Source organism: Streptomyces yatensis (genome assembly GCF_018069625.1).
Lineage (GTDB): Bacteria > Actinomycetota > Actinomycetes > Streptomycetales > Streptomycetaceae > Streptomyces > Streptomyces yatensis.
In genome coordinates, this window is record NZ_CP072941.1 from 945972 (window position 1) to 968934 (window position 22963).

Here is a 22963-nt window from a genome sequence, read left to right on the forward strand (position 1 = left end):
GAGATCCGTGATCCACGAGGTCGACGAGGCGCTGCGCGCCATGTTCCGGGCCGAGGCCCTGGCGGGCGGCCAGGTGACCGTGGTCTTCGACGCCCCCACCCGCGACTGGGCCGCCAAGGTCAACGCCCCCACCGTCAATCTCTATCTGTACGACATCCGCGAGGACATGCGGCGCCGGGAGCGCGGTCTGCTCAATGAGTACGACGAGCAGGGCGCCATCGTGGCCCGGCGCCGCCCGCCCCGGTACTTCAAACTCTCGTACCTCATCACCGCGTGGACCAGGCGCCCCGAGGACGAACACCGGCTGCTCTCCTCGCTGCTGTCCTGTCTGCTGCGGTACGAGGCCCTGCCCGCCGAGCGGCTCACCGGCACGCTCGCCGAGCTCGGCGTCTCCGTGCCCATGACGGTCGCGCTGCCGCCGCCCGAGGACCGGTCGTTCGCCGATGTGTGGAGCGCGCTCGGGGGCGAACTCAAGCCGTCGCTCGACCTGGTGGTGAGTGTGCCGGTCACCGAATCGCCCGTCTATCCGGCCGGTCCGCAGGTGGGCGAGGAGGGGGTGCGCCTGGGCTTCTCGGACTCCTCACGGGACGCCCCCGCGCCCGCGGCGCCCACGCAGCCGATGCCGGGCGGCGCCGAGCTGCCGGTGTACGGGGCCCGTCGCACCGGTATCGCCTCCCGCGTGGCCGAAGAGCACACGGAATGAGGAGCACGACGGACGCGGAGACAGGGACACCGAACCCGAGCCTGCGCCATCTCCTCGACCGCGCCATCCTCGTCGAACAGCGGATACGGCGCGCCGTCCACGCCCGTCAGCTCACCGACCCCAACCCCGACGACGCCTTCCGCGGCCTCTATCTCAGCGACGAGACCATCCACCGGCTTCTCGACTCCGGACGCTCCCCCGATTCCGCCGCCCCCGACGGCACCGCCACCCCCGACACCACCGACGCCGCTCTGCTCGCCGAGACCGAGGCGCGCGCCGACGCCGCGGCCCGCGCGGGCCGACCGACCCGGCTGAGCGCCCTGGCCCACGACTTCGGCCTCCCCGCACTCGATGTGGAGATCCTGCTGATCGCGCTCATCCCGGATCTGGACGATCGTTTCGAGCGGTTCTACGGCTATCTCAACGACGATGTCACCCGTCGTCGGCCCGCCATCGGTCTCGCCCTCAGCCTGTGCGGGCTCTCCGCCGCCGACGCGGCCGCACGGGCCGGGCTGAGCCCGCAGGCCCCGCTGCGCGCGGGCGGTCTGCTGCTGGTCGAGGAGCCGGACCGCCCGTTCCTGGCCCGTGCGCTCCGCGTCCCCGACCGGGTCACGGCGCACCTTCTCGGCGATGACACACCCGATCCGCGCATCGTCGAACTGCTCGCCCCGTGGCAGGACGTGTCCGGCGTCGGCGATCCGGCGCCGCTCGCCCGCGCCCTCGCCTCCGGTGACCCCCTGGCGTATCTACGGGAGGACCAGGGCGGCGCGGGCACGGCGCTGGGAGCCTCCGCCCTCGCCCGGGCGGGCCACGGCGTCCTCGGCGTCGACCTGGAGCGCCTCGCCCGCGACCCCCACCCCTCCGAGGCGGTGCGGATCCTCTCCCGAGAGGCCCGACTCACCTCCTCGGGTCTGGTGTGCGGTCCGATCGACGCCCTGATCCGCGACAAACCCGAGGTCATCCGGCTGGTGGCCGACACCCCGCTCCCCGTCGTGCTGGCCGGCCGCGCCCCCTGGGACGCCGCGTGGTCCTCCCGTCCGCCGCTGCTGCTGCATGCCCCACGGGTGGAACCCCCGGCCCGGGCGGCGCTCTGGTCGGACGCCTACCGCGCCCCGCTCCCCGCGGACCTCGACCTCACCCGCCTGCTCTCCCCGTTCCTCCTCACCCCCGACCAGATCACCCGGGCCGCCCGGGGCGCCGCCCAGAGCGCGGCGCTGGACGGCGGCACCCTCCATCCCGACCACATCCGCGCCGGGGCCCGCGCCCAGAACGCGGCGGGCCTCGACCGCCTCGCCCGCCGCATCGAACCGGCCGTGGGCTGGTCCGACCTCGTACTCCCTCCGGGCACCCTCGCCCAGCTCCATGAACTCACCGCCCGCGCCCGCCACCGCGACCGGGTCCTGGGCGAATGGGGCATGCGGCCGGGCGGTGGCCGGGGACGCGGTGTCACGGCCCTCTTCGCGGGGGACTCCGGTACCGGCAAGACGATGTCGGCCGAGGTGATCGCCGCCGACCTGGGCCTGGACCTCTACACGGTCGATCTGGCCACCGTCATCGACAAATACGTGGGCGAGACCGAGAAGAACCTGGAGCGCATCTTCTCCGAGGCCGCCGGCATCAACGGTGTTCTGCTCTTCGACGAGGCCGACGCCATCTTCGGCAAGCGCTCGGAGGTCAAGGACGCGCATGACCGTTACGCCAACGTCGAGAGCGCGTACCTCCTCCAGCGCATGGAGACCTTCGACGGCCTGGCCATCCTCGCCACCAACCTCCGCGCCAACCTCGACGACGCGTTCACCCGCCGCCTCGACCTCGTCATCGACTTCCCCCTCCCCGACGCCGACCACCGCCGCCTGCTGTGGGACCGCTCCCTGGGCACCGCCCTCCCCCGCTCCACCGATCTGGACCTGGACTTCTGCGCCGAGTCCTTCGAACTGGCGGGCGGCAACATCCGCTCGGTGGCCGTCACCGCCGCCTACCTCGCGGCCGAGTCCGGCAACCCGGTGACCATGCCCGACCTCATCCACGCACTGCAGCGCGAATACCAGAAACTGGGCCGCCTGACCCTGGCCTCGGAATTCGGCCCGTACATGTCCCTGCTGACGGACTGACGGACCGGGTGGCGGGCCCGGTGCACCACTACGGCCGCGAAAATCACTGGCCGGATCGCATCGGCCACCGCCACCCTGGTGGACCATGGAACAACCGATCGGCCCGCCCCGCCACCAGATCCGTGCCCGGCACACCGCCTCCACGGTCACCGTGTACCAGGCATACGGTCCCCATATCGGCCTGCCCGCGGCTCGCGACGGCGGGTTCCCGGCCGCCTGGAAGCGGGACCGGATGACATGGGTCAAACCGTCGTTCCTCTGGATGATGTACCGCTGCGGCTGGGGCGAGAAGGAAGGGCAGGAGACCGTCCTGGCCGTCGACATCACCCGTGAGGGTTTCGAGTGGGCGCTGCGCAACGCCTGCCTGTCCCACTACGTACGCGGCTTCCACTCCGACGAGGCGTCCTGGAGAGGGCAGTTGCGCCAGGCTCCCTCGCGTGTGCAGTGGGACCCCGAGCGGGATCTGCTGCTGCGGCCGCTCCCCCACCGCTCGCTGCAGTTGGGTCTCGCGGGTGAGGCGGCCCGGCGATACGCGGACGAGTGGACGGTCGCCGTCCGCGACGTCACCCCACTCGCCCGCGAGATCCACACGCTCGTCCGCGAGGGCGACCTGGAGGCGGCCGCCCCGTTGCTGCCCCAGGAGCCGCCGTATCCGACCGCCGACGGATTGCTGACGCATCTGCGCGCCTAGGACCACCGAGGGCTATCGCTTCGCGGAAGCCTTCGCCGAGGCCTTCGGCGAAGATGACGGCGGCGCGGGGGCCGTGCCGTCGCCCGGGTTCGGGCCGTAGGCGTCCAGGAAGCGGTCGCGGAAGGAGCTCATCTTCCACACCGGGGCCTTCGCGCCCGGCATCAGGCCGTCCTCCCAGCCCCAGTGGGAGATCCGGTCCAGCACCGCCTTGTCGTGTGCGACGATCGCGACCGGTACGTCCCGGCTGGCGTTGTTGCCGCTGACCCGCGAGAGGGGCTGGTGGTCGCCGAGGAAGACGAGCACGGTGTTCTTGTTGCCGTACTTCAGCACATAGTCGATGAGGCTGTTCACCGAGTACTGGATGGACTTTCCGTACTCGGCCTTCACCTTGCTGGAGTCGGTGAACACGTCCGCGGGATTCTTGCCGGCCTTCTGGATGGCCTTGTAGACCGAGCCGTCGCCGACCTGGCTCCAGGGGATCGTCTTGGGGATGGGCGCCCAGGGCTGGTGGCTGGAGGTCAGGATGATCTCCGACATCAGCGGCTTGTCGCGCTTCTTGCCGTGTTCCAGGTGCTCGAACGCCTTGAGGGTGTACTGGTCGGGCATGGTCGACCAGCTGAACTTCGGGCCCTTGTAGCCGAGGTCCCGGGAGTCGTAGACGTGGTCGAGGCCGTAGAACTTGCCCTCCGGCCAGCCCTTGGTGACTCCCGGCATGATGCCGACCGTTCGCCAGGCGCCGGTGCGCTGGAAGGCGCGGGTGATGGACATGTGGTCGCCCGCGGTGACAGTGCGGTAGCGGTTCTGGTTGTCGATCCACAGGCCGGTGAGGAAGGTCGAGTGCCCCAGCCAGCTGCTGCCGCCGTAGGTGGCCGAGGTGAGCCAGCCGCTCTTGGAGGCGAACCCGGCCTTGTTCAACCGCTTGGTGGCGCTCTTGAGGGTCTTGTCGACACCGGGTGCGATGGCCGGGTCCTCGATGGCCGAGCGGCCGTAGCTCTCGATGAAGGTGAACATCATGTCCTTGCCGCGCAACCCGGTCAGCAGCTGGTCGCCGGGGGTGTCGCCGTAGGTGTCCACGGCGGCCACCTTGGCGAACTCCCGCTCGTCCTTGAGGGTCTTGCGCACCCGCTCCGCCCGGTCCTGGACGAGCGCGGTGGTGCTCCGGGACGCGAACGGCGCCCCGGCCACCTGCACACCGAGCGCCGCGCACATGACCCACACGGTGCCGAGCACCAGGGTGGTACGGGTCGCCACGGCGCTGTTCCTCGCCATGACGTTGCTGATCCGCAGGACGGCGAGCCCCATCAGGACGAGCACGGCGACGGCGAGGATCACGACACCGATCAGGGCTGCGGTGGCGGCCGTCTCGCCGAGCGCGTCCTTGACGTACGACTGGGCGTCGTCCAGCAGTATCCAGTCGAGCACCACGTTGAACCCACGGCCGAGGAACTCGTTGAAGCCGATGTCGAGCAGGTTCAAGATGGTCAGCGCCCCGAGAACCACCCCGGCGAGCACCGCCACCACCCGCCGCGCCATCGACGGCAGCATCAGCAGCAGCGTGGCGCCGAACACGCCCTCCACCGGGATGCGCATGAAGGCGCTGGGTTCGACGAGGCTGAGCTGGGTCGGCAGGAGGAGGGCGATGAACACGAGGGCGAGGGAGAGCCCCGTGGCCGCCCATGCCACCGCCCGCGCCACGGCGGGGTAAGTGGCCCGCCAGCCCTTGGGGGCGGCGGCCGTGTCGCGGACGGAGCTCACCTCCTGGTCGGGGACCCCGTCCCGCTCTCCGGTGTCATCCTGCCGCTGGGCGGGGAGATCCGGCGTGGCCTCAGGCGCAACCTCAGCCGCAACCTCAACCTCAGGTGGACTCTCCGGAGTCGGGCCCTCCGTCGGGGCCTGCTCCGTGGTTCCCTTGTCCGTTTCCGACCGCTGATGAGAGCTCGATTGGCGCGACAACCCGAAGGTCCTTCCCTGCGAAGCCCGGTGGTGGCACGGCGGCCCCGGCTCGGGTAGTCGGGCCCGTCGTTATCCGTACGGCGTGCCGGGGGCCTCCGTTCAATCACCTGGCATTTTTCCCGGCGCCTTCCGCCCGCCCGCTCGCGAGCGCTCCCGCCCCACGATACGCTGAATCCTTCACATGGATGTGAAGGATTCGATTCAGCGCGGGAGAACGGACACATGCGTATCGGAGAGCTCTCGGAGCGCACCGGCACACCGCGCCGGCTGCTGCGCTACTACGAGGAGCAGGGGCTGATCCTCCCCGACCGCTGCGCGAACGGCTACCGCTCGTACGACGAGCGTCTCGTCGACCGGGTGCTGCAGATCAGGGGGCTGCTCGACGCGGGGCTTCCGACCCGGATCATCAAGCAGATCCTGCCGTGCCTCGACAAGCCCCGGCGCATTCACTTCTCCGACGCCACACCGGAGATGATCGCCACGCTGGAGAACGAGCGGGACCGTATGACCCAACGCATCGAGTGCCTGACCCGCAACCGGGACGCGATCGCCGACTACCTTGACGCCGTCCTCAGCAACAACACCGCCAGCTGACCCACCCCGGGGAGCCCACGATGACCGTCCGCCGTGTCGTACCCAACGTCCGGTCCGAAGCGATGCGGGAGAACCGGGAGTTCTACGGTCTCCTGGGCTTCGAAGAGGTGATGAACCAGGGCTGGATCATGACCCTCGCCTCCACCACCAACCCCACCGCCCAGATCAGCGTGCTGACCCACGACGAGACCGGGCCGGTGGTCCCCGATGTGAGCGTCGAGGTGGACGATGTGGACGCGGCCTACGCGGCGATGTGCGACAGCGGTGCCGAGATCGTGCACTCCCTGCGGGACGAGGAGTGGGGCGTGCGCCGCTTCTTCGTCCGCGACCCCAACGGCCGCGTGATCAATGTGCTGAGCCACCGCCGATAACCCGATGCGCCCCGCCCACGCTCTGGGCTCCGCCCACGCACTGGGCTAGCGTCACCGCTCATGACGACACCACCGCGCATCCGCCCGCCCCGCACCGCCGATGAGCGCACCCAGCTGCTGGGCTGGCTCGATATGCAGCGTGCCGTCATCGCGTGGAAGTGCGAGGGCCTGTCCGACGCGGACGCCCACCGATCCTTCCTCCCCACCTCGCCCCAGATGACCCTGGCCGGACTCGTCTCCCATATGCGCTGGGTGGAGCACCTGTGGTTCGAGATCGTCCTCCTCGGCCGCCCGGCCCAGGGCCCCCGGTTCGACGAGGACGTCGAGGATGCCGATATGAGGGTCGAGGGCGTCCCGCTCGCCCAGCTCCTCAAGGACTACGCGCGGCAGTGCGAGGTGTCCAACGAGATCATCGCGGCCCACGCCCTGGACGACACCGGCCGCCACCCGGACTTCAACGCCACCTCCACCAGCCTGCGGTGGATCCTCTTCCACATGATCGAGGAAACCGCCCGCCACGCCGGCCATATGGACACCATTCGGGAACTCGTCGACGGGGCGAAGGGCTACTACTAAAGGGCCACTCCTGACGCCCCGCTACGGTGGCCGGGTGACCTACATCGAGATCAACGGCTCGCCCGCCACCGCGGACACATTGCGGCTGCCCGCGCTCACCAGCTACGGGCACTTCACGGCGATGCAGATCAGAGACGCCCGGGTCCGCGGCCTCGACCTCCACCTCGACCGGCTGCGGTCGGCGACCCGGGAACTGTTCGACGGCGACCTCGACGAGGAGCGCGTACGAGCGGACGTCCGGCACGCCCTGCACGCCGCCGATGTCCGCGACGTCTCGCTCCGGGTGTACGTCTACTGGCCCCAGGACGACGAGCGGGCCACCCTGATGGTCACGGTGCGTCCCCCGCAGACGATGCCGAGGGGCCCGAAATCCGTGATGTCGGTCCCCTTCGTCCGCGAACTCCCCCACATCAAGCACCTGGGCGGCTTCGGCCAGAACCACTACCTCACGGCCGCGCACCGCGCCGGACACGACGAGGCTCTGCTGACGGATGGGCAGGGTGTGGTGGCCGAGGGCGCGATCACCAACATCGCCTTCTGGGACGGCGCATCCGTGACCTGGCCGGACGCCCCCTCCCTACGGGGCATCACGATGGCCCTCCTGGAACCCCGCCTCCCCTCGACCCGCCGCCAGGTAACCCTCGCGGACCTCTCCGCTTATCGCTCGGCGTTCCTCACCAACTCACAGGGGTTCGCACCAGTGCGGCGGATCGACGAGGTGGAGTACACGGTGGATGAGGAGCTGATGGGGCGAGTGGGCGCGGCGTACGACGCGGTGGAGTGGGACGCGATCTGATCCCTGATCGGACCTGGGCCTGACTCTGACACGGATGTCAGGCTGTCGGCCCGCGGCCACTTGGACGCGTGGGCGGTCAACGTGGTGGGCGCGGCCACCGCCGCCGCGCATGTGCTGCCCACGATGGCGGAGCGGGGTAGCGGAACGTTCATCGTCACGGGCGGCATGCCCCAGCCCAAGCCCGCCTATGTGAGCCTGTCCTTCGGCAAGGCCGGGGTCCGCACCTTGGTGCAACTCCTCGACATGGAATACGGCCCCTCCGGCGTCCACGTGGCTACGGTCACCGTCGACGGCCCCGTAGCCCCCGGCACGGACTTCGACCCGGACGAGTAGCGGACCACTACTGGCGCCTCCACACCCAGCCCCGCGATGCGTGGCAACAGGAAGTCCTCCATACGGGCGCCAACTGACTACCGCCACCTTCATCTGGAAGTTTCGCCCAAGGCCCTGGCGAGACCTGGCACCGGTTCGTACTCAACATCTACGTTGGTCCGGTCAAAAAAATACTTGGCACCCAGCAACGACCTCAAGTCGGCTTCGACGCGAAGTCGTTCCCCCATTGCTTCGGGAACGACTGGCGAGTCCAGCAGCACTACCGTCTGATCAGAACTGATGCTGATGGAGTGAGCATCGGGCAGTGATTGCAACTTGGCGCCGAAGTGATTTACCAGATCAGCGCCGAAGATCGTCAGCCAGTACACGCCCGGAAGAAACCTTCGAAAATCCGCGGCGGAGACCCCAACGGCCTGGGTCATAGCGCCCGACCCGCTTGTCTCGACCACTGTATGTTTCGCATCGTATTCATCGACCGAACAGGCGAATCCATAATACGGCGGTAGCTGAATGCAAAGTCCGTAGAGCCACTGTAGCCACCGACCACCCTGATCACCTTTCATGGCCGCCAGATCCCACCAGAAGGTCCATTTCGCCAGCCGGTCGGACAGGTACGAGAACATGGCCTTGAACTTTGCGTTCCTTCCTCGCACGAAAAGCACGCCTTCTGCAGAGTAGAGATCACACGCCGCACCAAAACTTTGCGGGCTGAACTCACTCCGGGCCCTCTCAACGGAATCGAACCGAGATGGAGAAATCAGCGGATCAACCAGAACCTGCCAGAGCGTCTGTACTGAGCGCAGGCTTGAAAGGTCCTGAGGAGTGTACACAGATGCCCGAAAGGCATTTCCCATTTCTCTCATCCTTTCGAGTCGATGTCTTAATCAACTGCGACTTCGAGGCGCCTGGGAATAATTCAGCACACTTCGGTTCTCACTCCAACCTCACAGCACCTCGTATATTATTCCACCACTATCAGCTATGGCCTCCTTGAGGGGCCCGGTCACATGCGTGCCCTCGGGGTGTTCATCCGAAGGGGCGCGTACGACGATGTCAAATCGGTTGGCAGCAGGCAGCATTGCACTGCTGCCACGGAGTCGCACACGCAAGCCTTTTGCGATTCGAGTGTTGTCCCTCATCTGCTCGTCATAGCTCTGCACCGCCACATCCTTGACATCCCCGACGACCTGTCCGCTGAGGAAGAAGTCGGGAATCCTTTCGCGCTCCACCTTCTTTTTGAGGTTCAATATTTCGATTGTCTGGTTATTCTTTGCGACGCCCATTCCGGATTCCGCATTGTAGGCGTCTATACCGGGCTTCTCCTTGACGCGACCAAGTTTGCGCGCCGCTCGCCCCTCAACGTATTTGACGATAGACTGCTTCCCTTCGTACTTATTCTTGAAATCGTCCACATATCTCTGACTCGTTCCTGGCTGCAGCTTCTCCAACCTGTCCAGATTCGGTGTTTTCAACAACAGAATCTCTCGGGGCCTTACCGGCAACACATGGCTGGAGGTGGCCATCGCCTGAACATGCACCTTCTGGCCCTGTGCATCGGTGGACTCTACAACCAGTCGCAGCGGAACCCGATGGTTACGCGATAGGGCTGGAAGTTTTGATGCGGCCTGGCTTCGGGTCGGCCGAGACGCGAGAAGGGCTTCCGCATCTCGAATCGCGGCTCGCTTGTCCGACTGCTTCGCGCCAGCATCCGCCGAGTTTCCCCTGTCAGCGGATCCAGGCTTTCCCTTGAAGCCATTAGAGAATTTCTTGGCGGCCCGGGCGATTTTGGCGGCGATTTTGTCGATGGCGCGGTTGACCGGGCGGGAGACTTTTTGGAAGACCTGTTTGATCTTGTTGGCCAGGCCGCCGATGCCGAGCAGCGACGCCAGGAGGCCGATCAGGAGGGGGATGCTCGCGGCGAGGGCGGTTTCGATCGTCTTGGGGACGCCGGCCGCGCCGCCGTTGGCTATGGCTATGACCGCGTCCAGGACCGCGTTGACGAATTCGACGATCTGGGCGCCCTGGTTCACGATGAACGTGACGATGTCGATGATGCCCTTGACCGCGCGGACGAAGGCGGAGGCGGGGTTGAGGAGGGAGAGGATCCAGGTGATGCCCGCGATGATGACCGTGGGGATCAGGTAGGACTTGAGCTCTTCGAGGATGGTGGACTTCAGGTCGCCGGTTTCGGCGGTGATTTCCTTGGCTGCGCCCGCCGGGCCCTCGGTGGCGAGGGCCTTCGCCACCGGGACGGATTGTTCGGCAGCGCTCATGGCCTGGTCGGGGACGCCCTTACGGGTGATGCGGGCGCGGATGTTCGCCCAGGTCAGGCCCAGCAAGGAGGCGATCAGCTGGATGATGCCTTTGAGGTCGAACTTTGATGGGATTTCGATTCCGGCCTTGGCCGAAGTCCCCAACAGCCAGGAGACCAGGCCCGTTTGGAGGTGGGTGCCGATGTTGGAGATGAACTGCTGGAGACCCGCGCCCACCGCGCGGACCAGGTTGCCCAGGAAGCCGATCGGGTCCTTGATGATCTTCATGATGGCGCCGGCGGCCTTGGCCAGGATGCCCATCAGGAGGTTCTTGAGCTCGTTGATGGTCTTGATGACGCCGACGACGGCGTCCACGGCCTTCTGGACCAGGCCCTTGTTCGCCTCCTGGAGTTTCTTGATCTCCTCGTCCACCGCATTGAGGGCCTGGGTGTATTTCTGGGCCAGGGTCTGGACCAGTTGCTTCGATTTGTCGTTGACCTCCGACTCCAGGCCGTCGAACTTTCCGGCGAAGTCCTTCGCCGCGTCCTGGCCGTACTTCTTCAGTTCGGCGGGGAGCTTGTCGACCTCCGCCTTCAGTTCGGCGCGGCCCTTGGCGATACGGGCCTTGGCCCTGCCCAGTTCGGTGCCGATCGTGTCGGCGATGGACGAGATGACGCCCTGCATCAGACGTACGTAGAGCTTGCGGGACTCCTGGAAGAGCTGGTTGGCCTCCTCCGGCATGCCCGCGATCTTGTCTTTGGCCCATTTGGCCGGGCCCCAGAAGCCGCCGTAGCGCTTGTCCTTGTACTCCTTCATCCGGCGCTTCTGGTCGGTGTTGAAGGCGTCCCGGGCCTTCTTCTCGCCCTCCTCGAACTGTTTGTCCACCTTGCCGTCGAGGCCGTCGAGGATGCCCTCGACGTCCTTCTGCGTGGCGTCGAAGACCTTCTGGAGCTTGGCGGTGACCTCCTCCCGCTTCTTCTCGTCCTTCGATTTGGCCTCGCCCTTGCCGCCGTCGACCTGCTTGCCCGCGCCCGCGCGGGTGGCGGTCAGGGCGGACATGGCCTGGGTGCCGGCCGCGGCCGCCTGTGACTTCGCGGTGGCCAGTTGCCGCTTCTCCGCTCCCCGGGCCTGCGCCGGGGCCGTCGCGGAGTGCTTTTCCGCCTTCTTCTTCTCGCCCAGGGCGTCCGTGAACTCCGGCTCGTTGCTCTTGGCCAGCTGCTCCTCGGTGACGTCCGCGTCCGCCATCTGCTGATCGGTCTTCTTCGGGCCTTCCGAGAAGTCCGTGACCTCGGGCGGCTGCTGCCGCGGAGTGGCGTCGGCGGCGCTCGGTGCGCCCGGGTTGGCCGGAGGCTGGTCCGGCCCCATGGGCGTGACCTGCTTCTCCTTGGCCTTCGAGGTGTCGGGGGCGGCCTTCGTGGTCGTCTCGATGTCCTTCGAGGACGCCTTCTTGCCGTCGGTGACCTTGCCGTCGACCTCGCCCTTGATCTTGTCGGCCTTGCCGGAGTCGGCGAACTTGTCTGCCTCGTCGAGGTTCTTGGGCGCCTGCGCCGCGATCGCCTCGTTCACCGCCGCGATGAAGCCCGCCTTGTCGAACTCCCCCGGCTTGGCGGCGTTCATCTTCTCCGCGTTGGCCGCCTTGCCCTGCGCCTCCTTGTCGTCCGGCGGGGCCACCGCCGCGTCCTGGGCGGACCGGGACTCCGCGGTCGCGGGGTGGTGCTGGGACAGCTTCCGCTTCTTCGCCGCGACGTCCGACTGGACCTTGCGGAAGCCGGGGGCCTGGGCCGGTGGAGGCTTCACCGGCGCCGCGTAGCGCTGGGCGACCAGACGGGAGACCGCCGTGTTCCCGGCCGCGGCCTGCAGGCGCTGGAGGTGGCGGGGGGACAGACCGGGGGCGGCGGACGGGGGGACAGGCGCGGCCGCCTGCTCAGAGGCCGCCGACGGGGCTGGGGCCGAGGTCGGCTGCGGTGCCGTGCGCTCCCTCGCCCCCGGCTTCGCGGACGCGGCAGACTTCCCGGACTTCTCCGAGGCAGACTTCATCGCGTCATCCGGTCACCGGGCGGCCGGCGATACGTCCGCGACATGTATGCGCGCCATGTATGTCAGGGTGCTGGTTCCACCCCCTCCAAGCCCGTGGCAGACCGGGCAGCGATGGGGGCAGGGCTTTCTGCCCTATCGGGAAAGGGAATCCGCTGCCTCTTCGGGCAGGGCCTTGTGTACGCCGGGGCGGCCGAAAGCCCGTTCCCGTTGATCCTTTTCCCGGGAACAATCGCTCTCGTTTCCCCGGTCAAGGAGAGTGGCATGCCGTCGTACTTGTCCCCGGGTGTCTACGTCGAAGAGGTGGAATCCGGGTCGCGGCCGATCGAGGGGGTCGGGACCTCGGTCGCCGCCTTCATCGGGTTCGCGCAGAAGGGGCCGTTCAACGAGCCGACGCTCATCACCAACTGGACGCAGTTCACCACCGTTTTCGGGGACTTCGTCGAGGGCACCTACCTCGCCTCCTCCATCTACGGTTTCTTCGCCAATGGTGGTGGCATCTGCTACGTCGTGCGCATCGGCGGCGCGGAGGAGGCGGAGCCGGGCGGAGAGCGCGCGGGCACGGCGAAGGAGGTCGCCTCGGGGCCTTCGGCCCAGCTCGGGCCGTATGTCGTCCGCACCCTTCCCGGTGCCACCGGGGAGATCACCGTCGAGGTGGCCGACCCCGAGGGCGACGACCCGCCGCAGGACGTCTTCGCGCTGGTGGTCAAGCGGGACGGAGTGGTCGTGGAGACCTACCCGGCCGTGACCACCAAGCGCAGCAAGGAGAACGTGGCCACGCAGGTCAGGGCCCGGTCCCAGCTGATCAGGCTGGAGGAGCCGGGGAAGGGCGCGGCGCCCGCGAGGCCCGAGTCGCAGGTGGTGACGCTCGCCGCCTCTCCCGGTGCCGGCCCGGGGGCCGGCGCGGCGGTGGTGCCGGACGCGCTGTCGGCGGACTCGTACGTGGGGGATCCCGACCAGCGGACCGGATTCGGCGGTCTGGAGGCGGTCGAGGAGATCACCATGGTGGCCGCGCCGGACCTGATGAGCGCCTACCAGCGGGGTGCGGTGGACCTCGAGACGGTGATCACGGTGCAGCGCGGGCTGATCACCCACTGCGAGGCGATGGGCGACCGGATCGCCATTCTCGACCCGCCGCCCGCCCTGAGCCCGCGGCAGATCAAGACCTGGCGCGAGGAGACGACCGGGTTCGACTCCCGGTACGCCACCCTCTACTACCCGTGGATCAAGGTGTTCGACCCGGCCGTGGGCCGGGACGCCTTCGTACCGCCGAGCGGACACATCGCGGGGGTGTGGGCGCGCAACGACGAGACGCGTGGGGTGCACAAGGCCCCGGCGAACGAGGTGGTACGGGGCGCCGTCGCGCTCCAGACGCAGATCACCAAGGGCGAGCACGACCTCCTCAACCCCATCGGGCTCAACTGCATCCGTGCCTTCCCCGGCCGCGGCATCCGGGTGTGGGGCGCGCGCACGCTCGCCGATGACGCGTCCTGGCGCTATCTCAATGTGCGGCGGCTGTTCAACTACCTGGAGGAGTCGATTCTGGCGGGCACCCAGTGGGTGGTCTTCGAGCCCAACGACGACGCCCTGTGGGCCCGTATCCGGCGCACCATCTCGGCGTTCCTGGTCAATGAGTGGCGCAAGGGCGCGCTCTTCGGGCTGACCCCGGACGAGGCCTTCTATGTGAAATGCGACCGCGAGACCAATCCGCCGGAGTCCATCGACGCCGGGCAGGTGATCTGTGAGGTCGGGGTGGCCCCGGTGAAGCCCGCGGAGTTCGTGGTGTTCCGGCTCGCCCAGCTCTCCGCGGGCACGGGAGCGGTTGACGAGTGATGAGCGGTTGATGAGTGATGAGCGGTTGATGAGTGATGACCACCACGACCGACCCGATCCTAGGAGGCTGGTATGCCGCTCCCCGAACTCGACAGCTCCGTGGGACATTCCTTCGGGCTGGAATTCGACAGCGTGCTCATCAGGCAGATCACCGAGGTCAGTGGTCTGAAGATGGAGCAGGACGTGATCGAGCTGAAGCAGAACACCGCCGACGGGAAGTACGCCATCAAGAAGCTGCCCGGCCGTCCCAAGGCCGGTGAGGTCACGGTCACCCGCGGTCTGACCGAGGACAACAGCTTCGAGCAGTGGATCAAGGATTCCCGGTTCGGGAAGATGACCAATGCCCGGCGCAACGGCTCCATCATCGTCTACGACTACGAGGGCATTCCGATCAAGCGGTACAAGCTCATCAACGCCTGGCCCAAGTCCCTGGAGATCAGCACGCTCAAGGCCGGTGACACCTCCGTGCTCACCGAGAAGCTGGCCATCACCTACGAGAGCGTGGAAGTCGACTGATGCGGCGTACCATCGCGGCATCCCCCGAGCGGGCGGCCCCGGACCGGCAGACCGAGACCCTGCGGACGGAGTTCCCCTTCGAGCTGCCGCGCGGATACGTGGACGAATCCGGGACGGTGCACCGCGACGGCATCATGCGGCTCGCCACCGCCCGCGATGAGCTGATCCCGCTGCGGGACGACCGGGTGCGGGAGAACTCCGCCTATCTCTCGGTGGTGCTGATCTCCCGGGTGCTCACCCGGCTCGGCTCGATCGAGGACATCCATCCGGGCATCGTCGAGGACCTGTTCGCCTCCGACCTCGCCTTTCTGCAGGACTTCTACCGCAGGATCAACGCCGAGGGGCACACCAGGGCCGCGGTCACCTGCCCCTCGTGCCAGGAGAACTTCGCGGTGGATCTGTCCGGTGGTGGTCGCCTGGGGGAATCGTGACGTACGCGGCCGACCGGATCCATGAGGAGGTCGCGTACCTCGCCTACCACTTCCACTGGCCCCTCGACCAGATCCTCGACCTCGAGCACACCGACCGATTGCGGTACGTGGACCACATTGTCCGGCTGAACGAGCGGTGACATGACATGGGATTGCTGTCCTGGCTGGCCGGACACCGGCCAAGTGGCACCGGGAACACGGCGCACACCGGATCGGAGACGGAGACGGGCCCCTTGAGGCCGCCTGCCGTGCCGGGGTGGCGGGAGGTGCCGCCGTTGCAACGGACGGTGGTGGCGCCCGAGTTGGTGACCGATCCCTCGGGGTTCCGGGCGGGGTTGGGGACGTGGCAGAACGCGTCGTTCCTCGGGACGCTCGGCCATCTGGTGGACCTGGAGGCACCGTCCGGGGTGGGGCACGGTCTCGCCATGCCGTCGCCCCCTGCCGATACGCCGAACCCGGCTGCCCGCACACCGCCGACGGTGAACCGTGAGGTCGGTCCCGTCGTGGCGCGGGAGTTGGCCACGCCTCGGAGCGCACCCGTACGGCGGGTGGCGGAGGGTGCTGCCACCCCGGACGCGCCGGAGGTGGTCGAGCCGCTGATCTCCGCCCGCCCTCCGGACGAACGGATACGGCAGCTGACCACGTTGCCCCTCGCCACGCCACGGCCCGCCGCGGCAGCGGGCGATGTGCCCCCTACGACATCGCCTTCGCCACCGGTCCAGCGGTCCGCCGCCCTCGGCCTGGGCGAGCCGCTGACCGAGCTGCCGCCGACCGCCCAGCGCACACCCGTGGCCAGCACCGGGGCCCTGACTCCCGAGCAGCCGGAAGCCGTACCACCGGAGCTGCCGCGCGGCGACGCACCGTCCAGGCCACTGCTCGCCGACGATCCGCTGGTGGTGCGTACGGCGGACACCGGTACGCCATCCGCTCCCACCCCCACGACCCCACCCGTACCGTTGCAACGGGCCACCGCCGGCGGGATGCCGATGGCGGCCGAACCCGCACCGGCGGCCGGGCCCGTGGTGCCGCTCGTGGCACAGCGATCGGTGCCGCTGTTCTCGGGCGCGTACGACATGCCCGACCGGCCAGGCGGCTCCGGTCCGGTGCCCGCCGCCGAGCCACCCGTCGTGCCGGTGCGCTGGTCCGCTGCCGGTGGCCCGGCCCGCACGAGTCCGGGGGCGACGGCAGCGGGCGGGACGTCGGCCACGAATCCCCCGACGACACCCACGGCCCAGCGGTCGGCGGCGCCCACGGCCCAGCGGTCGGCGGCGCCCACGGCCGCCGCTCCCCCGCCCCCGGCCACCGGGCACCGCCCCACCGCGCCGACACCGGCCACCGCCCCGACGGCCCCGGCCCGTCCGCCGGTCGACGCCGGTTCGGTGGCGGTGGCCGCCGGGGTGGCGCAGCGCATGGCGGACGGCTCCGTGGTGTTCCCGCCCTCGCGCGTTCCGTCCGTGCCGCCCGCCCCGTCCGCACCGCGGATACAGCGGCGGGCGCGGTTCCTCCCGCCCGTGCAGCGCGATGCCATGAGCCCGGATCCTCCCGACGCCCCGGCCCCTGACCCGCCCGCTCCGCCCGACCTGTCCGCCGAGCCACCGTCCGCCCCGCCGCCCGCCGTGCCACCGGCGGCAGGCCCGCCCTTCGAGTCCGCTCCCGAGCCGTCCCCCGCAGGCGCGCCCCATGACGGCACACCGGGAGAACCGGGGGGACACGGTGGCAAGGGCGGGGCGCCCAAGGTGGACGACGAGCTGGTCCGTGCGCTGTACGGCCCGCTGAGCCGGCTGCTGAAGGCGGAGTTGCGGCTGGAGCGCGAACGGGCCGGACATCTGATCAACACCAGGCACTGACAAGTGCGGAGAGAAGGGACACGGCATGCCCGTTACCGATGACCCGGCGGTCAGCGTCTGTTTCGTCGTCACGGTCGACGGCATCGAGCTCGGCTCGTTCAACACCTGTGAGGGCCTCGGCTGCGAGGTGGTGCTGGAACTGCGCGAGGAGGGTGGCAACAACAGCCATCTGTGGCAGCTGCCCACCCGGCTGAAGTACCCCAACATCAAGCTGTCCCGGCCACTGACCCGTGACACCGAGAAGGTGGCCAAGTGGTTCGCGAGCATGACCACCGGGATCGCCCGCCGCACCGCGCATATCGAGGCGCGGACGGGCGACGGGCACAAGGTGGCGCAGTGGGGTCTGCTCGAGGTGGTGCCGGTGCGCTGGACCGGACCGTCGTTCAACCCGGAGTCGCCCAAGGTGGCCATGGAGACCATCGAGATCGCCCACCACGGCTATGTGATGGAGGGCTGACCCATGAGCTCACCCGTGGCGTTCAGCGCGGCGGGCGGCGGGGCCGCCGCGGGCAGGACAGGTGGCGGGGCCCGGCCCAAGCTGGAGCACGCCTATCTGGAGCTGCGCACCCCGCCACCGGGTGGTGGTCTCACGCCTGGTGGGCCGTGCGGGCGGATCGACTTCCAGTTCAACCCCAAGGAGCTGAGCCTGACCAAGGCGGCGGCCTGGAAGCGCACCCCGGCCAAGGGGGCGAAGAGCGCGGGGCCGCCCGAGTATCAGGGGCCGCAGCCCAGCAAGCTGACCGTCGAGATGTTCTTCGACGCGAGCGACACCCAGGACACCAGCGTGGTGACCTCGGTGGAGCGGCTGTTCACCTGCTGTGTGCCGACCAACGAGACCCGGCAGCAGCAGCGGGCCTCGCCGCCATGGGTGGTGTTCCACTGGGGCGGGCTCACCGGGTTCCCCGGCTACGTCAGCCAAGTGCAGGCGAAATACACCCTGTTCACCACCTCCGGTGTGCCGATCCGGGCGGTGTGCCAGGTGACGATGGAGGAGATCACCGGGGAGACGCCGGGGCAGAATCCGACCTCGGGCGCGCTGCACGCACGCCGGGTGCACCGCGTGCGCACCGGCGACACGCTGCCGCTGCTGGCCTGGCGTGAGTACGGCGATCCGGCGGCCTGGCGGGTCATCGCGGAGACCAACGGGATCGACGATCCGATGCGGCTGCCAGGCGGGATCGAGCTGCTGCTTCCGGCGCTGGACGAGCTGGAGCGCGACGAGGGGGCCGGAGCCCACGGCGACGGTCATGGCGGGGGGCGGTGAGCGATGGCCCAGCAGAGCGTCGCCAAGGCCCTGGTGGTGGAGTTCGGCGGCCGTCCGCTCTCCCCCGCGCTGGCGAACACGCTGGTCGAGGGGTATGTGGACGACAGCCGTACGCTGCCCGATCTGTTCGTGCTGCGCTTTCGCGACCCCAGCCGGGTGCTGCTGGAGCAGGCGGGGGTGGAGATCGGTACCGAGGTGCGGCTGCTGGCCGGCGCCGGGGGCGGGCCTTCGCCGCGTCCCCTGCTGACCGGGAGCGTCACCGCGCTGGAGGTGGAGATCGACGACACCGGCACCTTCACGGTGGTGCGCGGGCTGGACGAGTCGCACCGGCTCTTCCGGGGCCGTCAGGTGGCCAGCTACCAGAACATGACCCTCGCCGACATCTGTGTCCGGGTGGCGCGGCGGGCGGGGCTGAAGCCGGGGAAGGTCGATGTGGCGGGCCCGGTGCTGGAGCATGTGGCGCAGCCGAACATCAGCGACTGGGAGTTCCTCCGCGGGCTCGCCGAGGAGGCGGGCGCCCAGGTGTATGTGACGGACGGACGGCTGCATCTCGCCAAGCCCACCGAGGCGGGTGGCGCCCCGGACACCTCGGCGCGCGCCGCCCGCGACCCCCTGGTGCTGGAGATGGGGGACAATCTGCTGCGCTGCCGGGCCGGGGTGTCGGCGGCCGAGCAGGTGTCCACGGTCGAGGTGCGGGGCTGGGACGTCAAGACCAAGCAGCCGCTGGTGGGCCGCGCGGACGCGGGCAAGGCGGCGACCCTGGACCTGGGGGTGACGGCGGCGGAGGTGGCGCGGCCGTTCGGCGAGGCCAGCTTTGTGGTGTCCGACGCGCCGTACGGCCACCAGGCGCAGGTGGACCAGGCCGCCAAGGCCCTCGCGGCGCGCATCGCGGGGTCGTTCGCCGAGCTGGAGGCGGTGATCCGGGGCAATCCGGAGGTGCGGGCGGGTGGCGCGGTCACCCTGGCCGGGGTCGGCAAACCCTTCGAGGGGCGCTACACCGTCACCTCCTCGCGGCATGTGTTCGACCCGGTGCGCGGCTATGAGACCTGGGTGACGGTGTCCGGGCAGCAGGAGCGTTCGCTGTTCGGGCTGACCGGCGGCGGGTCCGGTGGCGGTGGCGCGGAGACCGCCACCCGGTGTTCGGGGCTGGCCAACGGCACGGTCACCGACACCAAGGACCCCGACGGGCTCGGCCGGGTCAAGGTGCGGTTCCCCTGGCTGTCCGACGAGTACGCCAGCGACTGGGCGCGCACCGCCCAGGCGGGCGGGACCGGTGGCGGGGAGGCGTTCATCCCCGAGGTCGGCGACGAAGTGCTGATCGGATTCGAACAGGGCCATCTGGACCGCCCGTATGTGCTCGCCGGTCTCTACAACGGCAAGGACAGACCGGGGCAGGGACAGGGCGCTTCGGGGCAGGGGCAGGGTCTCGGTCCTCAGCGGGGCCAGGGCGACGGCCAGGAGACGGCGGCGGTCGACCCCACCAGCGGCGCGGTCAACAAGCGCGCGTTCGGCTCCCGTGGCGGCAACAAGCTGGAGCTGCTCGACGCGGCGAACGGCCCGCAGGGCGTACGGCTGGTCACCGGCGATGGAAAGCTCCGGATCAACCTCGACCGCAAGGGCACGGCCATCGTGGTGCACAGCGACGGCACGGTGGAGATCGAGGCCAAGGAGCAGGTGTCCATCAAGGCGGGCAGCGGGGTGTCCCTGGACGCGGGCGACGGCACGCTGGAGCTGGGCGGCGCCACGGTGAAGCTGACCGCCCGCGGCGGCGTGCAGGTGGACGGCGGCAACGGCCAGGTGAAGCTGTCCACCGGCGGGGCGGTGGAGGTGCGGGGCAACCAGGTGGCGGTGAGCGGCACCACCCGCACCGAGCTCAAGGGCGGGGATTCGCTCTCCGTCAGCGCGCCGATGGTGCGCATCAACTGACACCGCACACGACAGCGCCGAGTCGGTGTGAAGAGACGAGCGAGCGAAGAGACAGCGACCAGGCAGGGGGCACAGCACATGCCAGCAGCCGCACGCGTCGGCGATCCCACCGGCCACCCCGGGACGATCGGACCGCCCGGCGAGCCCACCGTGCTGATCGGCGGGCGGCCCGCGGCCACCGTGGGCACCGCCCACCAGTGCGGTTCACCCGCCGCCCACAGCACCTCGCAGATCGCCCCGCCCGGCAGCTCCACGGTGCTCATCGGCGGCCGGCCGGCGGCGCGGGTGGGTGACGCGGCGGGGTGCGGCTCGCCCATCACGTCCGGGTGCCCGAGCGTGCTGATCGGAGGGTGAGGGATGGGGCGGCAGTTCATCGGCGCGGGCTGGGCGTTCCCACCCCGTACGGACGCCACCGGATCGATAGCCCTGGTCCGCGAGGAGCGGGAGATCGAGGAGTCGATCCGGCTGATCCTGGCCACCTCGCCCGGTGAGCGGCCGATGCGGCCGGAGTTCGGCTGCGCCCTCGGCGACTATGTGTTCGCGCCCGCGGACGCCGGTACGGCCGGGCAGCTGGCCTACGAGGTGCGGCTGGCCCTGGAGCGGTGGGAGCCGCGGATCGAGGTGGCGGACGTCGCCGTCCGCTTCGACGAGGCGGACAACGGGGTGCTCTACATCGACATCGGCTACGCGGTGCGCGGCGCGAACGACCCGCGCAACCTCGTGTTCCCGTTCTATGTGATCCCGCACGGCGAGGAGGGCGGATGACACTCCCCAGCCCGAACCTGGACGACCGCAGATTCCAGGGTTTGGTGGACGAGGCCAAGCGGCTGGTGCAGCAGCGCTGTCCGGAGTGGACCGACCACAATGTCTCCGATCCGGGTGTCACGCTCATCGAGGCGTTCGCCACCATGGTCGACCAGCTCGTGTACCGGCTCAACCGGGTGCCGGACAAGAACTATCTGGCCTTCCTCGATCTGATCGGGGTGCGGCTCTATCCCCCGACGGCGGCGCGCACCGAGGCCACGTTCTGGCTGTCGGCGCCGCAGCCGGAGCCGGTGCGGATCCAGGCGGGCACGGAGGTGGCCACGGTGCGCACCGAGACCGAGGAGGCGGTGGTCTTCACCACCGGCCGCGATCTGTCGGTGGTGCCGTGCGAGCTGACCCGTCTGGCCACCTGGCCGGCCGCCGGCGATGCCACCGACCGCTCGCAGGAGCTGGCGCTGGGCCGTGATGTGCCCTGCTTCGGCCGCACGCCCACCCCCGGCGACTGTCTCTACCTCGGTCTCTCCCAGCCGGTGCCGGGCTGCGCGGTGGTGCTGCGGCTGGACTGCCGGGTGGACGGCGTGGGCGTGGATCCGCGCCGCCCGCCACTGCTGTGGGAGGCGTGGGACGGCAGCGCCTGGACGTCCTGCGAGGTGGAGAAGGACGACACCGGCGGGTTCAACAAGGCCGGCGAGGTCATCCTGCATGTGCCGGCCACCCACACCTCCTCGGTGCTGGTGCGCGAGTCCGGGGGGTGGCTGCGCTGCCGGCTGCTGGAGGCGGCTGCGGACCAGCCCACCTATGTGGCGTCCCCGACGGTGCGTCAGGCCAGTGCGTTCACCATCGGCGGCACGGTGGAGGCCGCACACGCGGAGAGCGTGGTCGAGGAGGTCCTGGGCCTGTCGGAGGGGGTGCCGGGGCAGGGTTTCCGGGTGGCGCGGCCCCCGGTGGTGGCGGGCGAGGAGCCGTTCGTGGTGGAGGTGGCCGAGGGCCACGGCTGGGTGGAGTGGACGCGCGTGGACAACTTCGCGCACTCCACGCCGTACGATCGGCACATCACGCTGGACCCCAACTCCGGGCAGGTGGACTTCGGTCCGGCGGTGCGGGAGCCCGACGGCACGCTGCGGCTGTTCGGGGCGGTGCCGCCGAAGGGCTCGCCCGTGCGGGTGCGCGCCTACCGTACGGGTGGCGGGCATCGGGGCAATGTGGCGCGCGGTGCGCTGCGGGTGCTGCGCAGCTCGCTGCCGTATGTGGCGCGGGTGGAGAACCGGCGCCCGGCGCTGGGCGGGGTGGACGGCGAGACGGTGGAGAACGCGCGAGTGCGGGGCCCGTTGACGCTGCGCACCCTGCACCGGGCGGTCGTACCGCATGACTACGAGCAGCTGGCCCGCGAGGTGGCGCCCGACGCCGCCCGGGTGGCGTGTGTACCGGCGGGTGAGGCCGATGGCCGTGGCGAGGGTGAGGATCCGGCGGGCGGGGTGCGGCTGCTGGTCGTTCCGGCCGGTCGCGATGACGAGCGGGGGCGGATCCGGTTCGAGGAGCTGATCCCGCCGCCGGACACCCTCGCCATGATCTCGGCCTATCTGGACGAGCGGCGCCCGATCGGCACCCGGCTGGCGGTGGGACCGCCGTACTACCAGGGCGTCACCGTGGTCGCCTCGGTGCAGGCGGGGCGCGGGGTGGCCGCCGAGCGGCTGCGGGAGGCGGCGCTGACCGCGCTGTACGGCTACTTCAACCCGCTGACCGGCGGGCCGGAGGGGCAGGGCTGGCCGTTCGGGCGGCCGGTGCACTCCGGTGAGGTGTTCGCGGTGCTGCAGCGGGTGCCCGGCGTGGATCTCGTCGAGGACGTACGGCTGTTTCCGGCGGACCCGGTGACCGGGCAGCGGGCGGAGGCCACCACGAGGATCGAACTGGACCGGCATGCGCTGGTGTTCAGCTATGAGCACCAGCTGCGGGTACGGGAGGCCTGA

General features: G+C 69.6%; 22 protein-coding genes. 19 read left to right on the plus strand and 3 right to left on the minus strand.

The features are described from left to right. The first annotated feature begins 7 nt into the window (after positions 1-7). The 3 genes from J8403_RS03610 (at position 8) to J8403_RS03620 (ending at position 3505) form a co-directional block, all read left to right on the plus strand. The gene (locus tag J8403_RS03610; protein ID WP_211121822.1) at positions 8-703 is read left to right on the plus strand and encodes a Pvc16 family protein; all 696 of its coding nucleotides are present in this window, start codon (positions 8-10) and stop codon (positions 701-703) included. Next, entirely contained in the window at positions 700-2814 is a 2115-nt protein-coding gene (locus J8403_RS03615; protein ID WP_211121823.1) for an ATP-binding protein, read from the plus strand. The genes J8403_RS03610 and J8403_RS03615 overlap by 4 nt, the downstream gene beginning before the upstream one ends. A gap of 85 nt (positions 2815-2899) precedes the next feature. Further along, the gene (locus J8403_RS03620; RefSeq protein ID WP_211121824.1) at positions 2900-3505 is read left to right on the plus strand and encodes a DUF4291 domain-containing protein; all 606 of its coding nucleotides are present in this window, start codon (positions 2900-2902) and stop codon (positions 3503-3505) included. 12 nt (positions 3506-3517) lie between these two features. Here J8403_RS03620 and J8403_RS03625 read toward each other — a convergent pair whose 3' ends face one another. Next, entirely contained in the window at positions 3518-5458 is a 1941-nt protein-coding gene (locus tag J8403_RS03625) for an alkaline phosphatase family protein (protein WP_211121825.1), read from the minus strand. Positions 5459-5680: 222 nt separating this feature from the next. Between J8403_RS03625 and J8403_RS03630 the strand changes: the two genes are divergently transcribed. From J8403_RS03630 to J8403_RS03650, 5 genes are read left to right on the plus strand one after another with little or no spacing between them, the layout of a single operon-like run. Further along, on the plus strand, positions 5681-6052 hold the full coding sequence (locus J8403_RS03630; RefSeq protein WP_211121826.1) for a MerR family transcriptional regulator: 372 nt from the start codon (positions 5681-5683) through the stop codon (positions 6050-6052). A 20-nt stretch (positions 6053-6072) separates the two neighbouring features. Next, positions 6073-6423, plus strand: coding sequence for a VOC family protein (locus tag J8403_RS03635; RefSeq protein WP_137968999.1), 351 nt, complete (start codon positions 6073-6075; stop codon positions 6421-6423). A gap of 60 nt (positions 6424-6483) precedes the next feature. After that, on the plus strand, positions 6484-6999 hold the full coding sequence (locus J8403_RS03640; protein ID WP_211121827.1) for a DinB family protein: 516 nt from the start codon (positions 6484-6486) through the stop codon (positions 6997-6999). A 34-nt stretch (positions 7000-7033) separates the two neighbouring features. Then, positions 7034-7795 carry an aminotransferase class IV gene (locus J8403_RS03645; RefSeq protein ID WP_246585673.1) on the plus strand — a complete coding sequence of 254 codons (762 nt, stop codon included), beginning with the start codon at positions 7034-7036 and terminating at the stop codon, positions 7793-7795. A gap of 60 nt (positions 7796-7855) precedes the next feature. After that, positions 7856-8128 (plus strand): SDR family NAD(P)-dependent oxidoreductase, encoded by a 273-nt coding sequence (locus J8403_RS03650; RefSeq protein WP_246585674.1) that lies wholly within the window; start codon positions 7856-7858, stop codon positions 8126-8128. Positions 8129-8217: 89 nt separating this feature from the next. On the opposite strand, the gene J8403_RS03655 is transcribed toward J8403_RS03650, so the two are convergent. Both J8403_RS03655 and J8403_RS03660 read right to left on the minus strand, forming a co-directional pair. Then, positions 8218-8982 carry a hypothetical protein gene (locus J8403_RS03655; RefSeq protein WP_211121828.1) on the minus strand — a complete coding sequence of 255 codons (765 nt, stop codon included), beginning with the start codon at positions 8980-8982 and terminating at the stop codon, positions 8218-8220. A 90-nt stretch (positions 8983-9072) separates the two neighbouring features. Next, positions 9073-12417: a phage tail protein gene (locus J8403_RS03660; protein WP_246585675.1), complete on the minus strand. Its 3345-nt coding sequence runs from the start codon at positions 12415-12417 to the stop codon at positions 9073-9075. 261 nt (positions 12418-12678) lie between these two features. Between J8403_RS03660 and J8403_RS03665 the strand changes: the two genes are divergently transcribed. The 11 genes from J8403_RS03665 (at position 12679) to J8403_RS03715 (ending at position 22963) form a co-directional block, all read left to right on the plus strand. After that, positions 12679-14247: a phage tail sheath family protein gene (locus tag J8403_RS03665; RefSeq protein ID WP_211121829.1), complete on the plus strand. Its 1569-nt coding sequence runs from the start codon at positions 12679-12681 to the stop codon at positions 14245-14247. A gap of 72 nt (positions 14248-14319) precedes the next feature. Continuing rightward, on the plus strand, positions 14320-14763 hold the full coding sequence (locus J8403_RS03670) for a phage tail protein (protein ID WP_059142910.1): 444 nt from the start codon (positions 14320-14322) through the stop codon (positions 14761-14763). Continuing rightward, positions 14763-15194: a hypothetical protein gene (locus J8403_RS03675; RefSeq protein ID WP_211121830.1), complete on the plus strand. Its 432-nt coding sequence runs from the start codon at positions 14763-14765 to the stop codon at positions 15192-15194. The genes J8403_RS03670 and J8403_RS03675 overlap by 1 nt, the downstream gene beginning before the upstream one ends. After that, entirely contained in the window at positions 15191-15334 is a 144-nt protein-coding gene (locus tag J8403_RS03680) for a DUF6760 family protein (protein ID WP_211121831.1), read from the plus strand. Before J8403_RS03675 ends, J8403_RS03680 begins: the two co-directional genes overlap by 4 nt. A gap of 126 nt (positions 15335-15460) precedes the next feature. After that, the gene (locus tag J8403_RS03685; protein WP_246585676.1) at positions 15461-17041 is read left to right on the plus strand and encodes a hypothetical protein; all 1581 of its coding nucleotides are present in this window, start codon (positions 15461-15463) and stop codon (positions 17039-17041) included. 25 nt (positions 17042-17066) lie between these two features. Then, positions 17067-17498, plus strand: coding sequence for a phage tail protein (locus tag J8403_RS03690; RefSeq protein ID WP_211121833.1), 432 nt, complete (start codon positions 17067-17069; stop codon positions 17496-17498). Positions 17499-17501: 3 nt separating this feature from the next. Continuing rightward, positions 17502-18305 carry a CIS tube protein gene (locus J8403_RS03695; RefSeq protein WP_211121834.1) on the plus strand — a complete coding sequence of 268 codons (804 nt, stop codon included), beginning with the start codon at positions 17502-17504 and terminating at the stop codon, positions 18303-18305. A 3-nt stretch (positions 18306-18308) separates the two neighbouring features. Then, the gene (locus tag J8403_RS03700; RefSeq protein WP_211121835.1) at positions 18309-20231 is read left to right on the plus strand and encodes a VgrG-related protein; all 1923 of its coding nucleotides are present in this window, start codon (positions 18309-18311) and stop codon (positions 20229-20231) included. Positions 20232-20309: 78 nt separating this feature from the next. Further along, positions 20310-20585, plus strand: a complete 276-nt coding sequence (locus J8403_RS03705) for a PAAR domain-containing protein (protein ID WP_211121836.1) — start codon at positions 20310-20312, stop codon at positions 20583-20585. A gap of 3 nt (positions 20586-20588) precedes the next feature. Next, positions 20589-20996 carry a GPW/gp25 family protein gene (locus tag J8403_RS03710; protein WP_059142917.1) on the plus strand — a complete coding sequence of 136 codons (408 nt, stop codon included), beginning with the start codon at positions 20589-20591 and terminating at the stop codon, positions 20994-20996. After that, the gene (locus J8403_RS03715; RefSeq protein ID WP_211121837.1) at positions 20993-22963 is read left to right on the plus strand and encodes a putative baseplate assembly protein; all 1971 of its coding nucleotides are present in this window, start codon (positions 20993-20995) and stop codon (positions 22961-22963) included. Before J8403_RS03710 ends, J8403_RS03715 begins: the two co-directional genes overlap by 4 nt.